This window comes from Kitasatospora sp. NBC_00070 (assembly GCF_045041205.1).
Lineage (GTDB): Bacteria > Actinomycetota > Actinomycetes > Streptomycetales > Streptomycetaceae > Kitasatospora.
The window spans coordinates 5658254-5672566 of record NZ_CP108247.1 but is presented as its reverse complement, the minus strand read 5'-3'; the positions used below and the strand labels follow the sequence as shown (position 1 = coordinate 5672566).

7 protein-coding genes, 3 rRNA genes and 1 pseudogene are annotated in these 14313 nt (G+C 66.3%); 3 read left to right on the top strand and 8 right to left on the bottom strand.

Translation table 11 applies throughout. The features are described from left to right. Positions 1-105: 105 nt before the first annotated feature. Positions 106-453, top strand: a complete 348-nt coding sequence (locus OHV05_RS25950; RefSeq protein ID WP_405019782.1) for an SCP2 sterol-binding domain-containing protein — start codon at positions 106-108, stop codon at positions 451-453. Positions 454-700: 247 nt separating this feature from the next. Here OHV05_RS25950 and OHV05_RS25945 read toward each other — a convergent pair whose 3' ends face one another. Both OHV05_RS25945 and OHV05_RS25940 read right to left on the bottom strand, forming a co-directional pair. Then, complete coding sequence (locus OHV05_RS25945) at positions 701-1738, bottom strand: HAD-IIA family hydrolase (protein WP_405019781.1); 1038 nt, start codon at positions 1736-1738, stop codon at positions 701-703. A gap of 43 nt (positions 1739-1781) precedes the next feature. Next, complete coding sequence (locus tag OHV05_RS25940) at positions 1782-2243, bottom strand: tetratricopeptide repeat protein (protein ID WP_405019780.1); 462 nt, start codon at positions 2241-2243, stop codon at positions 1782-1784. A gap of 108 nt (positions 2244-2351) precedes the next feature. On the opposite strand from OHV05_RS25940, the gene OHV05_RS25935 reads away from it, so the two are divergent. Continuing rightward, a complete protein-coding gene (locus tag OHV05_RS25935; protein ID WP_405019779.1) occupies positions 2352-3704 on the top strand; it encodes a DUF1015 family protein in 1353 nt (450 codons plus the stop codon). A gap of 368 nt (positions 3705-4072) precedes the next feature. On the opposite strand, the pseudogene OHV05_RS25930 reads toward OHV05_RS25935, so the two are convergent. The 6 genes and pseudogenes from OHV05_RS25930 to tyrS form a co-directional block, all read right to left on the bottom strand. Next, positions 4073-4766: pseudogene (locus tag OHV05_RS25930) on the bottom strand (tetratricopeptide repeat protein); the annotation flags it as partial. Next, the gene (locus OHV05_RS25925; protein ID WP_405021607.1) at positions 4706-6010 is read right to left on the bottom strand and encodes a hypothetical protein; all 1305 of its coding nucleotides are present in this window, start codon (positions 6008-6010) and stop codon (positions 4706-4708) included. The gene OHV05_RS25925 and the pseudogene OHV05_RS25930, both read right to left, overlap by 61 nt. Positions 6011-6568: 558 nt before the next feature. Beyond that, positions 6569-6685 (bottom strand): 5S ribosomal RNA (gene rrf, locus OHV05_RS25920). A 108-nt stretch (positions 6686-6793) separates the two neighbouring features. After that, a 23S ribosomal RNA gene (locus OHV05_RS25915) occupies positions 6794-9914 on the bottom strand. A 275-nt stretch (positions 9915-10189) separates the two neighbouring features. Continuing rightward, positions 10190-11713: ribosomal RNA gene (locus OHV05_RS25910) — 16S ribosomal RNA — on the bottom strand. Together the 16S, 23S and 5S rRNA genes form the textbook arrangement of a ribosomal RNA operon. Before the next feature lie 569 nt (positions 11714-12282). Further along, entirely contained in the window at positions 12283-13548 is a 1266-nt protein-coding gene (tyrS, locus tag OHV05_RS25905) for a tyrosine--tRNA ligase (RefSeq protein ID WP_405021543.1), read from the bottom strand. 248 nt (positions 13549-13796) lie between these two features. On the opposite strand from tyrS, the gene OHV05_RS25900 reads away from it, so the two are divergent. Beyond that, positions 13797-14312: an HNH endonuclease gene (locus OHV05_RS25900; RefSeq protein ID WP_184913067.1), complete on the top strand. Its 516-nt coding sequence runs from the start codon at positions 13797-13799 to the stop codon at positions 14310-14312. Position 14313 lies beyond the last annotated feature (1 nt).

Sequence of the window (14313 nt, the reverse complement as noted above, 5' to 3'; positions counted from 1 at the left end):
GCGAACCCTCGCACCCGACGCTACCGTCTCCGGCACCGCCGGGACGGCCCGGGCGCTGCGATAGCGTGGGCAGCCAGCCGCAGCACCCGAGGGAGATCAGCAGCAATGGCCAGCACCGAGGAGTGCCGCAGCGCACTCGAGCAGCTCAGCCGCAACCTCGCGGGCACCAACGGCGAGGTACGCCAGGCCGCCGCCCTCGACCGCTCGCTGACCTGCCGGATCACCGACCTCGACCTGACCTTCTCCGGCCGCCTCCGGGACGGCCGGATCACCGACGTGGTCGAGACCCCCGGCCCGCCCCCGGCCAAGGCCGAGATCCGCCTCACCATGACCAGCGACGACCTGGTCGCCATGGTCGGCGGCAAGCTCAACTTCGCCTCCGCCTGGGCCTCCGGCCGCGTCAAGCTCGAAGCCGGCTTCCGCGACCTGCTCCGCCTGCGCACGCTCCTCTGACCAGCCGGCTCGGGGCTTCGCCATTGGCAGGCGCTCGGGCATCTACGGTCCAGGGGCTCGGGGCTCTGCTGATGTGCGGCTCCGCCGCGTGGGCGAGGAGATCTGGCGCCGGGGTCACAGACGAAAGTGCCTGACCGCCTACGCGACGATCACCTTGAACGAGGCCGGCGTCGCCCGCGCGGCGGAGCCGCACATCAGCAGAGCCCCGAGCCCCTGACTCCGTAGCAATGAAGCACCTGCCAAATGGCTAGAAGCCCAGCTCCGCGAGTGCCTTCCGCCCGTCCAGCCCCGGACCCGCCGTCCAGGCGGCTCCGCAGAGGGCCCGCAACCCGTCGTACCGGTCCTCCCCCGTGCCGGACAGCCGCAGCACGCCGTCCTCCGACCAGGCGCGCCAGCCCCCGCACTCGAAGCCCGCGTCCACCGCGACCGCCGCCCGATGGGCCGTCAGCAGGCCGCGCAGGTCCGCCGCCAGGTACGTCGGCCGGTGCTCGACCGGTGCGTCCAGCAGCAGCGCGGGCGTGGTCACCCCGGTGAACACCAGCAGGCTGTCCACCCCGCCGTTCCAGGCGCCCTCGATATCGGTGTCGAGGCGGTCGCCGACCACCAGCGGACGCTTCGCCCCGGTCCGGATCACCGTCTCCCGGTGCATCGGCGGCTGCGGCTTGCCCGCCACCTCGGGCTCCACCCCGGTGGCCGTCCGGACCGCCGCCACCAACGTCCCGTTCCCGGGCGCGATGCCGCGCGCGGTCGGCACCGTGAGGTCGGTGTTCGAGGCCACCCACGGCAGGCCGGAGGCGACCGCGTAGGAGGCTTCGGCGAGCTGCTGCCAGCCCACCGACGGGTCGTAGCCCTGCACCACCGCGAGCGGCTGGTCGTCCAGCGAACGGACCGCCACCAGGCCGTGCTCGGCCAGCGCCTCGACCAGCCCGGCACCGCCCACCACCAGCACCTTCGCCCCGGCCGGGACCTTCTCGGCGACCAGCCGGGCCGCCGCCTGGGCGGAGTTGATCACGTCGGCCGGCTCGGCCGGGACACCCAGCTCGGTCAGGTGCCCGGCCACCACCCGGGGCGGCCGGGAGGCGTTGTTGGTGACGTACGCCAGCCGCATCCCGCCGTCCCGGGCGACGGCCAGCGAGTCCGCCGCGTGCTCGATCGCGTTCGGGCCGGCGTACACCACGCCGTCCAGGTCGAGCAGCGCGGTGTCGTACGCCTCGGTCAGCGGGCGGTCGGAGCCCCCGGGAGCGGTCCGTGCCTGGCCGGTTGCCCCGGCCGCGGTCTCCGTCATGCCCACTGCACCTCATCCTCGGTAGTCGTCAGCTGTCGCACCGTCAGCCGGTGTCCTGCTCTGCCTCGCCCTGGTACCCCGGGGCGCCCGGCCGGAGCGGCCCGTACGCGCCGGCCCGGGCTGCCAGGGTCGCCCTGGTCTGCCGCAACGCCGCCCGGTAGTGCTCGGCGCCGGGACGCATCGCGACCGCCAGTGCGAGATGCTCGGCCGAGGTCTCGAAGTCACCCAGCCGGGCGGCCGCCACGCCCCATCCGAACTGAGCGTAGTCGTCGGAGGGATCGGCCAGCGCCACCGCCCTGAAGTTCTCCATCGCCTCCCGGAACCGCCCCGCGTCGAACAGCGCCCGGGCCAGCGTCTCCCGGATGCTCCGCGACTCCGGCTCCGCGTCCGCCGCCCTGGCCAGCAGCTGCACCGCCGCCGCCGGATGCCCCTGCGCCAGCAGCTGCGCCCCGCGCCGGAACCAGTCGTAGACCCCGCCCTCGGGTACCCCTTCGCTTCCACTCATCCCTGCCCCAGCTCCCTCCGGCCGCCGCCACCCGATCTGACACACCCTCCGAGCGGTCTCGGGCGCTTGTGATCACTGAACAGCACATACCCGGTTACCATGCCCAGGATGACGACACCCAGTGCAGACAGTGGAGCCCGAGCTCCGAGCGGCGGCCCCGGAGACCCCGGGCACGTCGCCACCGCGGGGCTGTCCCTGTCCCCGTTCCGCGGCCTGCGGTACCGCCCCGACCGGGTGGGAAACCTGGCCGCCGTCACCTCGCCGCCGTACGACGTGGTGGACCCGAACCGGCGGCTCGACCTGGAGACCGCCGACCCGCACAACATCGTCCGGCTGATCCTGCCGCGCCCCGAACCGGACGACGGCGGTGACCGCCCCGACCGCGACACCCGCTACCGGCACGCGGCCCGGCTGCTCGCCGACTGGCAGCGCGAGGGCGTGCTCGCCCCCGACCCGGAGGCCGCGCTGTACGTCTACGAGCAGCGCGCCGACGGCCTGCTGCAACGCGGACTGATCGGCTCGCTGGCGGTCAGCGGCCGGGAGGCCGGCGTGGTGCTGCCGCACGAGGACGTGATGCCCCGTCCGGTCGCCGACCGGGTCGGCCTGATGCGCACCACCAAGGCCAACCTGGAACCGCTGCTGCTCACCTACCGGGGCCACGGCGGTGCCGCCCAGGTGATCGAACGCACCGTGCTGCGCGAGCCGCTGCTGACCACGACCACCTCGGACGGCACCCACCACCGGCTCTGGGCGGTCACCGACCCGGCCGAACTGGCCGAGGTGACCCGGGACCTGGCGACCTGTCGGGCGCTGATCGCCGACGGGCACCACCGCTGGGAGATGTACCTGCGGCTCCAGCGCGAACACCGCCACCTGCCCCGCAGCCCCTGGGACCGCGGCATGGTGCTGCTGGTGGACACCGCCCGCTACCCGCTCCGGGTCCGGGCCATCCACCGGGTGCTGTACCGGCTGCCGCTCGCCGAGGCGCTGGCCGGGCTCGGCGACCGCTGGCAGGTCAAGGAGGTGCCGGGGCCGCTGGACCGCGCCCTCCAAGCCCTCGCCGACGCCAAGCGCCAGGGCGGCAACGCCTTCCTGCTGACCGCCGGGGACGCGAGCTTCCGGCTGGTCACCGAGCCGGACGAGGCCCTGCTCACCGCCACCGTCCCGGCCGGCAAGCCGGAGGAGTGGCGCCACCTGGACGCCACCGTGCTGCACGCCACCCTGCTCGACCACGTCTGGCAGGTGCCGGACGGCCCCGACGACATCGGCTACCTGCACACCGCGGCCGCCGCCGAACGCGAGGCCGCCCGGACCGGCGGCACCGCCGTCCTGCTGCACCCGGTGGAGGAGAACGTGGTGCGGAGGCTGGCCGAACAGGGCGTCACGATGCCCCGGAAGTCCACCTCCTTCGGCCCGAAGCCGGCCACCGGGCTGGTGCTCCGCAGCCTCGAACTGGGCTGAGAAACGGGAAAGGCCCCGACCGCTGGTGCGGTCGGGGCCTTTCCCGTGTGCGGTGCTGCGGTGTCAGCGGCGGTCGCCGGAGTCCCGGACGTCGTCGACCTCGTCGATCTCGAGGTCGTCCTCGTCGTAGTACTCCTCGACGTCCTCCTCGTCCTCGTAGATCACCTTGTCGTCGCCGGTGTCGTCCACGGCGATCCGCCGACGCGGGCGCTCCTCGACGATCTCGTCCCGGTCGTCCCGGTCGTCCCGGTCGCCCTGGTCATCCCGGTCGTCGTCCACGTCGTCGGAGGCGTCCTCGACCAGCTCGTCGAGCTCGTCGTCGTCCTCGTCCGCGCCCTGCTCGACGTCCGCGATCTCACGGCCGTTCTCGTCCGCCATCTCGGGGTCGAGCGCGTCGGTGAACTCCAGGCCGTCGATCTCGGCGAGCCGCTCGGAGGCGTTGGTCTGCCCGTCGGTGTCCGCCTCGGCCGCCTTGGCGAACCACTCACGGGCCTCGTCGCCACGGCCGGCCGCGATCAGCGCCTCGGCGTAGGCGTACCGCAGCCGCGCGGTCCACGGGTGGATGGCGTTGGACGCCAGCTCGGGGCTCTGCAGCGTCACCACGGCGGCCTCGAACTGCTCCATGTCGCCACGGGCACCCGCCGCGACCAGACGCATCTCGACCTGGCCGGCCTTGTCCAGCTGCTTCACCTCGGGCTCACCGGCCATCGCCAGCGCCCGCTCCGGACGGCTCAGACCGCGCTCGCAGTCCGCCATCACCGGCCACAGGTCCACCCGGCCGGTCATCCGCTTGGCGGCCCGGAACTCGGTCAGCGCCTCCGCGTACCGCTGCGTGACGTACGAGGCGAAGCCCGCCGCCTCACGGACCGAGGCGACCCGGGAGGCCAGCCGCAGCGCGACGCGGGAGTACTGGTACGCCTCCTCGGGGTCGGTGTCGAGCGTCCGGGCCACCATCACCAGGTTGCGCGCGACATCGTCCGCGAGGGTCTTCGGCAGGCTCTTCAGGTCCTGACGGACATCGCCGTCCAGCTCGAAGCCGGTGACGTCCTCCGGGATCGGCAGCCGCTTGACCGGCTCGAAGTTGCCCCGACGGTCGTCGTAGTCCGACCGCTCGTCACGACGCGGCCGGTCGTCACGGTTGCCGTACGAGGGGCGGCCACCACGGTCATCGCGGTTGCCGTAAGACGGACGGTCACCCGACGGGCGACGGTCACCGTAGGACGGACGGTCACCCGAGGGGCGGCCGCCGCGGTCGCCGTACGACGGACGATCGCCCGAGGGACGACGGTCACCGTAGGACGGACGGTCACCGGACGGACGGCCGCCACGGTCACCGTACGACGGACGGTCACCCGACGGGCGGTCGTCACGACGGGGCCGGTCGTCGCGGTTGCCGTAGGACGGACGGTCACCGGAGGGACGGTCACCGTAGGACGGGCGGCTGCCACGGTCATCGCGGTTGCCGTACGAGGGACGGTCACCCGACGGGCGACGGTCACCGTACGAGGGACGGTCACCGGAGGGACGGTCACCGAACGACGGACGGCCACCACGGTCATCGCGGTTGCCGTAAGACGGGCGGTCACCCGACGGGCGGTCGTCACGACGCGGGCGGTCGTCACGGTTGCCGTACGAGGGACGGTCACCGGACGGACGGCGGTCGCCGTAGGACGGACGGTCACCCGACGGACGGCCACCACGGTCATCACGGTTGCCATAAGACGGACGGTCACCCGAGGGACGGTCACCCGACGGGCGACGGTCACCGTAGGACGGACGGTCACCCGACGGACGGCCACCACGGTCATCACGGTTGCCATAAGACGGACGGTCACCCGAGGGACGGTCACCCGACGGGCGACGGTCACCGTAGGACGGACGGTCACCCGACGGACGGCCACCACGGTCATCACGGTTGCCATAAGACGGACGGTCACCCGACGGGCGACGGTCACCGTACGAGGGACGGTCACCGGAGGGCCGGCCGCCGCGGTCGTCGCGGTTGCCGTACGAGGGACGGTCACCCGACGGGCGACGGTCACCGTAGGACGGACGGTCACCCGACGGCCGGCCACCACGGTCGTCACGGTTGCCATAAGACGGACGGTCACCCGACGGGCGACGGTCACCGTACGAGGGACGGTCACCGGAGGGCCGGCCGCCGCGGTCATCGCGGTTGCCGTACGAGGGACGGTCGCCGGACGGGCGACGGTCACCGTACGAGGGACGGTCACCCGACGGGCGACGGTCACCGTAGGACGGACGGTCACCCGACGGCCGGCCACCACGGTCGTCACGGTTGCCATAAGACGGACGGTCACCCGAGGGACGACGGTCACCGTACGAGGGACGGTCACCGGAGGGCCGGCCGCCGCGGTCATCGCGGTTGCCGTAAGACGGGCGGTCGCCGGACGGGCGACGGTCACCGTACGAGGGGCGGTCGCCGGACGGACGGCCGCCACGGTCGCCGTAGGACGGACGGTCGCCCGAGGGACGGCCGCCACGGTCGTCACGGTTGCCGTAGGACGGACGGTCACCCGACGGCCGGCCACCACGGTCGTTGGAGAAACCCCCACGCGACCGGGGCTCGTAGCCACGGCCGTCGTCCGATCGTCGGTCGGGACGGTCCTGGGGAGGGTTCGACATCGTGGTGACTCCTTCTGCTTCTTCTGCTCGACCGCGCGGCCAGGGCGACGACGACGTCGCCCGGTGCGGTGTGGTGGGGCCCGCGTGGCCACACACCAGCTCCATTGTCCGGCATCCGGCCACCATCCGCTTTCGGGCGGTGGCCTGAGGTGCTTCGGGAAAAACAAAAAAGGCCGTTGGCCCCAGCGAATCGCTGGGGCCAACGGCCTTGAATACTTGTTCGGCGGCGTCCTACTCTCCCACAGGGTCCCCCCTGCAGTACCATCGGCGCTACGAGGCTTAGCTTCCGGGTTCGGAATGTAACCGGGCGTTTCCCTCGTGCTATGACCACCGAAACCCTATCGGGTATTCAGCGAAACACACACTTTTTAGTTTATTTAAGTGGTTTCTCACCGGCGATAGCTGTTCGCTACCCGGGAACCACACAGTGAACGCGAGCGTCTGAGGACAAGCCCTCGGCCTATTAGTACCGGTCAGCTCCACCCCTTACAGGGCTTCCACATCCGGCCTATCAACCCAGTCGTCTACTGGGAGCCTTACCCTCTCAAGGAGGTGGGAATATTCATCTCGAAGCAGGCTTCCCGCTTAGATGCTTTCAGCGGTTATCCCTCCCGAACGTAGCCAACCAGCCATGCCCTTGGCAGAACAACTGGCACACCAGAGGTTCGTCCGTCCCGGTCCTCTCGTACTAGGGACAGCCCTTCTCAATATTCCTACGCGCACAGCGGATAGGGACCGAACTGTCTCACGACGTTCTAAACCCAGCTCGCGTACCGCTTTAATGGGCGAACAGCCCAACCCTTGGGACCTACTCCAGCCCCAGGATGCGACGAGCCGACATCGAGGTGCCAAACCATCCCGTCGATATGGACTCTTGGGGAAGATCAGCCTGTTATCCCCGGGGTACCTTTTATCCGTTGAGCGACGGCGCTTCCACAAGCCACCGCCGGATCACTAGTCCCGACTTTCGTCCCTGCTCGACCCGTCGGTCTCACAGTCAAGCTCCCTTGTGCACTTACACTCAACACCTGATTGCCAACCAGGCTGAGGGAACCTTTGGGCGCCTCCGTTACTCTTTAGGAGGCAACCGCCCCAGTTAAACTACCCACCAGACACTGTCCCTGATCCGGATCACGGACCCAGGTTAGACATCCAGCACGACCAGAGTGGTATTTCAACGACGACTCCACGACAACTGGCGTTGCCGCTTCAAAGTCTCCCACCTATCCTACACAAGCCGAACCGAACACCAATATCAAGCTATAGTAAAGGTCCCGGGGTCTTTCCGTCCTGCTGCGCGAAACGAGCATCTTTACTCGTAATGCAATTTCACCGGGCCTATGGTTGAGACAGTCGAGAAGTCGTTACGCCATTCGTGCAGGTCGGAACTTACCCGACAAGGAATTTCGCTACCTTAGGATGGTTATAGTTACCACCGCCGTTTACTGGCGCTTAAGTTCTCAGCTTCGCCAACCCGAAGATTGACTAACCGGTCCCCTTAACGTTCCAGCACCGGGCAGGCGTCAGTCCGTATACATCGCCTTACGGCTTCGCACGGACCTGTGTTTTTAGTAAACAGTCGCTTCTCGCTGGTCTCTGCGGCCGGCCCCAGCTCAGGAAGTAAATTCCATCACCAGTTCCGGCCCCCTTCTCCCGAAGTTACGGGGGCATTTTGCCGAGTTCCTTAACCATAGTTCACCCGAACGCCTCGGTATTCTCTACCTGACCACCTGAGTCGGTTTGGGGTACGGGCCGCCATGAAACTCGCTAGAGGCTTTTCTCGACAGCATAGGATCATCCACTTCACCACAATCGGCTCGGCATCAGGTCTCAGCCTCAATGAGTGACGGATTTGCCTATCACTCGGCCTACACCCTTACCCCGGGACAACCACCGCCCGGGCTGGACTACCTTCCTGCGTCACCCCATCGCTCACCTACTACCCTGTTGGGTCAGCGGCTCCACCACGTCCCTTTGTCCGAAGACTCCAGGCCGGCTTCGCGGCTTTAGCATTCAGAGGTTCGACGTTGGCGCTTCAAAGCGGGTACGGGAATATCAACCCGTTGTCCATCGACTACGCCTGTCGGCCTCGCCTTAGGTCCCGACTTACCCTGGGCAGATCAGCTTGACCCAGGAACCCTTGGTCAATCGGCGCAAGAGTTTCCCACTCTTGTATCGCTACTCATGCCTGCATTCTCACTCGTGAACCGTCCACAACTGGATTCCTCCGCTGCTTCACCCGGCACACGACGCTCCCCTACCCATCACAGCGGGCGTTGGCCCTATAGCTGCAATGACACGACTTCGGTGGTGTACTTGAGCCCCGCTACATTGTCGGCGCGGAATCACTTGACCAGTGAGCTATTACGCACTCTTTCAAGGGTGGCTGCTTCTAAGCCAACCTCCTGGTTGTCTCTGCGACTCCACATCCTTTCCCACTTAGCACACGCTTAGGGACCTTAGTCGGTGTTCTGGGCTGTTTCCCTCTCGACCATGGAGCTTATCCCCCACAGTCTCACTGCCACGCTCTCACTTACCGGCATTCGGAGTTTGGCTAAGGTCAGTAACCCGGTGAGGCCCATCGCCTATCCAGTGCTCTACCTCCGGCAAGAAACACGTGACGCTGCACCTAAATGCATTTCGGGGAGAACCAGCTATCACGGAGTTTGATTGGCCTTTCACCCCTAACCACAGGTCATCCCCCAGGTTTTCAACCCTGGTGGGTTCGGTCCTCCACGAAGTCTTACCTCCGCTTCAACCTGCCCATGGCTAGATCACTCCGCTTCGGGTCTTGGGCATGCAACTCAATCGCCCTATTCGGACTCGCTTTCGCTACGGCTACCCCACACGGGTTAACCTCGCTACACACCGCAAACTCGCAGGCTCATTCTTCAAAAGGCACGCAGTCACGAGACAATGGGCAAGCCCACTGTCCGACGCTCCCACGGCTTGTAGGCACACGGTTTCAGGTACTATTTCACTCCGCTCCCGCGGTACTTTTCACCATTCCCTCACGGTACTATCCGCTATCGGTCACTAGGGAATATTTAGGCTTAGCGGGTGGTCCCGCCAGATTCACACGGAATTTCTCGGGCTCCGTGCTACTTGGGAGAAGCTCAAGTGAGCCGCACAGATTTCGTCTACGGGGGTCTTACCCTCTACGCCGGACCTTTCGCATGTCCTTCGACTATCCATACGGTTTCTGACTCACCGACCGGCCGGCAGACCGATCAAGAACTTTCCCACGACCCCGCTCTGGCAACCCCTGCCGGGTCTCACACCAAAACGGTTTAGCCTCATCCGGTTTCGCTCGCCACTACTCCCGGAATCACGGTTGTTTTCTCTTCCTGAGGGTACTGAGATGTTTCACTTCCCCTCGTTCCCTCCACACACCCTATGTGTTCAGGTGCGGGTGACAGCCCATGACGACTGCCGGGTTTCCCCATTCGGAAACCCCCGGATCAAAGCCTGGTTGACGGCTCCCCGGGGACTATCGTGGCCTCCCACGTCCTTCATCGGTTCCTAGTGCCAAGGCATCCACCGTGCGCCCTTAAAAACTTGGCCACAGATGCTCGCGTCCACTGTGCAGTTCTCAAACAACGACCAGACACCCACCTTGATGCTCAATACAGAGCACTTCCAGTAGGACCGGCACTGAAGCAACGACCATGACGGCCGTTCCCTCAGGACCCAACAACGTGCCCGACACACCCAAACCCAGACCCTTTTCCACGCCGAAGCAGTACTAAGAGACGCGCCTGTGTGTGCCGAATAGTCAACGTTCCACCCATGAGCAACCGTGTGAGACATTCGCTCACATCCGGCCATGTGCTCCTTAGAAAGGAGGTGATCCAGCCGCACCTTCCGGTACGGCTACCTTGTTACGACTTCGTCCCAATCGCTGGTCCCACCTTCGACGGCTCCTCCCCTTACGGGTTAGGCCACCGGCTTCGGGTGTTACCGACTTTCGTGACGTGACGGGCGGTGTGTACAAGGCCCGGGAACGTATTCACCGCAGCATGCTGATCTGCGATTACTAGCAACTCCAACTTCATGGGGTCGAGTTGCAGACCCCAATCCGAACTGAGGCCGGCTTTTTGGGATTCGCTCCGCCTCGCGACATCGCAGCCCTTTGTACCGACCATTGTAGCACGTGTGCAGCCCAAGACATAAGGGGCATGATGATTTGACGTCGTCCCCACCTTCCTCCGAGTTGACCCCGGCAGTCTCCTGTGAGTCCCCATCACCCCGAAAGGCATGCTGGCAACACAGAACAAGGGTTGCGCTCGTTGCGGGACTTAACCCAACATCTCACGACACGAGCTGACGACAACCATGCACCACCTGTATACCGACCACAAGGGGGCGACTATCTCTAGCCGTTTCCGGTATATGTCAAGCCTTGGTAAGGTTCTTCGCGTTGCGTCGAATTAAGCCACATGCTCCGCTGCTTGTGCGGGCCCCCGTCAATTCCTTTGAGTTTTAGCCTTGCGGCCGTACTCCCCAGGCGGGGAACTTAATGCGTTAGCTGCGGCACCGACGACGTGGAATGTCGCCAACACCTAGTTCCCAACGTTTACGGCGTGGACTACCAGGGTATCTAATCCTGTTCGCTCCCCACGCTTTCGCTCCTCAGCGTCAGTAATGGCCCAGAGATCCGCCTTCGCCACCGGTGTTCCTCCTGATATCTGCGCATTTCACCGCTACACCAGGAATTCCGATCTCCCCTACCACACTCAAGCCTGCCCGTATCGAATGCAGACCCGGGGTTAAGCCCCGGGCTTTCACAACCGACGCGACAAGCCGCCTACGAGCTCTTTACGCCCAATAATTCCGGACAACGCTCGCACCCTACGTATTACCGCGGCTGCTGGCACGTAGTTAGCCGGTGCTTCTTCTGCAGGTACCGTCACTTGCGCTTCTTCCCTGCTGAAAGAGGTTTACAACCCGAAGGCCGTCATCCCTCACGCGGCGTCGCTGCATCAGGCTTTCGCCCATTGTGCAATATTCCCCACTGCTGCCTCCCGTAGGAGTCTGGGCCGTGTCTCAGTCCCAGTGTGGCCGGTCGCCCTCTCAGGCCGGCTACCCGTCGTCGCCTTGGTAGGCCATTACCCCACCAACAAGCTGATAGGCCGCGGGATCATCCTGCACCGCCGGAGCTTTCCACCAACCCCCATGCAGAGGAAGGTCATATCCGGTATTAGACCTCGTTTCCAAGGCTTGTCCCAGAGTGCAGGGCAGATTTCCCACGTGTTACTCACCCGTTCGCCACTAATCCACTCCGAAGAGCTTCATCGTTCGACTTGCATGTGTTAAGCACGCCGCCAGCGTTCGTCCTGAGCCAGGATCAAACTCTCCGTGAATGTCTGCAGGTAATCCTGCAACCACTCGCGTTGAGCGGCACGGCAACCACCGGAATAGGCGGCCCCGCGCACTGCGTCCTCGCTAGTGTTTTACTTCATAAAGGAATCTCCAACCCCAGAATAATCTGAGGCCGGGGATGTCAACATATCTGGCGTTGACTTTTGGCACGCTGTTGAGTTCTCAAGGAACGGACACTTCCTTCGAGCCGCTTATCAGGCGGACCCTCCGGGCGCTTCGTTCTTTCGTGTTTCAAGCTTATCAGACGTTTTCCGCTCCGTTTCCGGGGCTTTATTTCGTCCTTCCGCTTTTGCCTTTCGGCACTCCCGAACTCTACCAGAGGTATTCGGTCCGCTTTCCCGCTCGAATATGCATCCGAATGGGCGCGCGACGAGGTCGCTCGTCAGGGTTTGGGGGTTCCGCTGTCCGGTGTGACCCGGTTTCAGCGACTCGGACTACGTTAGGGCACCGCGCAGCCTGCGTCAAACACAGAGGGGCCGGATCTGTCCAGATCCGGCCCCTCATTGGCTGCTCCGCAGCTCAACTGGCGTACGGTTTCAGCCAACTGACACTAGTTCGAGGCGAGCTCGATCGCGGCCAGGTTGCGCTTGCCGCGCCGCAGTACCAGCCAACGCCCGTGCAGCAGATCCGAGTTGGCCGGTACGGCCTCCTCGTCGGCGACCTTCGCGTTGTTCAGGTAGGCGCCGCCCTCCTTGATGGTGCGGCGGGCGCCGGAGCGGCTGGAGGCCAGGCCGGCCTCGACCAGCAGGTCCACCACCGGGAGCAGCTCGGTGACCGTGGCCTTGGGGACCTCGGCCAGGGCGGCCGCCAGGGTGGCGGGCTCCAGGTCGGCGAGGTCGCCCTGGCCGAAGAGGGCCTTCGAGGCGGCGACCGCGCGCTCGTACTGCTCGGCGCCGTGCAGCAGGGTGGTGAGCTCCTCGGCCAGGGCCCGCTGGGCGAGCCTGGCCTGCGGGCGCTCGGTGGTCTCGCGCTCCAGTTCCTCGATCTCCTCCCGCGAGCGGAAGGAGAAGATGCGCAGGAAGTTCGAGACGTCCCGGTCGTCCGCGTTCAACCAGAACTGGTAGAAGGCGTACGGGGTGGTCAGCTCCGGGTCCAGCCAGATGGTGCCGGACTCGGTCTTGCCGAACTTGGTGCCGTCCGCCTTGACGATCAGCGGGGTGGCGAGCGAGTGGACGGACCTGCCCTCGGCCTTGCGGATCAGGTCGCCGCCGGCCGTGAGGTTGCCCCACTGGTCGCTGCCGCCGGTCTGCAGGGTGCAGTTGTAGCGGCGGAACAGCTCCAGGTAGTCCATGCCCTGGAGGATCTGGTAGCTGAACTCGGTGTACGAGATGCCGGCGTCGGAGTTCAGCCGCCGGGCGACCGCCTCCTTGGCGATCATGTTGTTGACCCGGAAGTACTTGCCCACGTCGCGCAGCAGGCTGATCGCCGACATGCCGGACGTCCAGTCCAGGTTGTTGACCATGCGGGCCGCGTACTCGCCCTCGAAGTCGAGGAACTTCGCGATCTGGCCACGCAGCCGGTCCACCCAGGCGGCGACCGTCTCGGGGTCGTTGAGCACGCGCTCGGCGGTGGGCTTGGGGTCACCGATCAGGCCGGTGGCGCCGCCGACCAGGCCGAGCGGGAGGTTTCCGGCCAGCTGGATCCGGCGCATGGTGAGGATCTGCACCAGGTTGCCGAGGTGCAGGCTGGGCGCCGTCGGGTCGAAGCCGCAATAGAACGTGACCGGGCCGTCCGCGAACGCCTTGCGCAGTGCGTCCTCGTCGGTGGACAGGGCGATCAGCCCTCGCCACCGCAGCTCGTCGACGATGTCCGTCACGGTCACGCTTCTCCTTCGGTCGGGCGCCAGGCTCGCTCTCGGGCCCGTTCCGGTCGGGCCCCGCACCTGGACGACTCCAGCGTGCTAGAGCCTACGCGGTCCCTGCCAGCGCATTTCCTCGGTGCCCGCCCGGCGCACAGAAATTCCGTTGTTCGCAGCCCCGGCGCGGGTCACAGTGGAGTCCCGCCGAGCGGCGGAATGGTACTGGACGGGCGTGCCGTCGGCAGGTCCGCAGGGAGGTGGCCGAGGTGCGCAACACGCTGGTTCTGAACGCGAGCTACGAACCGTTGACGACGGTGTCCCTGAAGCGCGCCGTGGTGCTGGTGCTCCAGGACAAGGCCGTGGTCGAGCAGGCCCATCCGCTCGGTGTGGTGCGGGCGACCGGTATCTCGGTACCGGTGCCCCGGGTGATCAGACTCCAGCGCTACGTGCGGGTGCCGTTCCGACAACGGGCCCCGTGGTCGCGGCGTGGTGTGCTGGTCCGGGACCAGCACCTGTGTGCGTACTGCGGCCGACGGGCCACCACGGTGGACCACCTGCACCCGAAGTCGCGCGGTGGTGCCGACTCCTGGCTGAACACCGTCGCGGCCTGCGCGGAGGACAACCAGCGCAAGGCCGACCGGACACCGGAGCAGGCCGGGATGCGGCTGCTGCGGAAGCCGTTCGAGCCGACGCCGGAGGCGACCCTGATGCTGGCGCTCGGGCTGCACCGCAGTGAGATGAACGAGCTGGCGGCCTGGCTGCCGGCTGCGGCGGTGGCGTAGC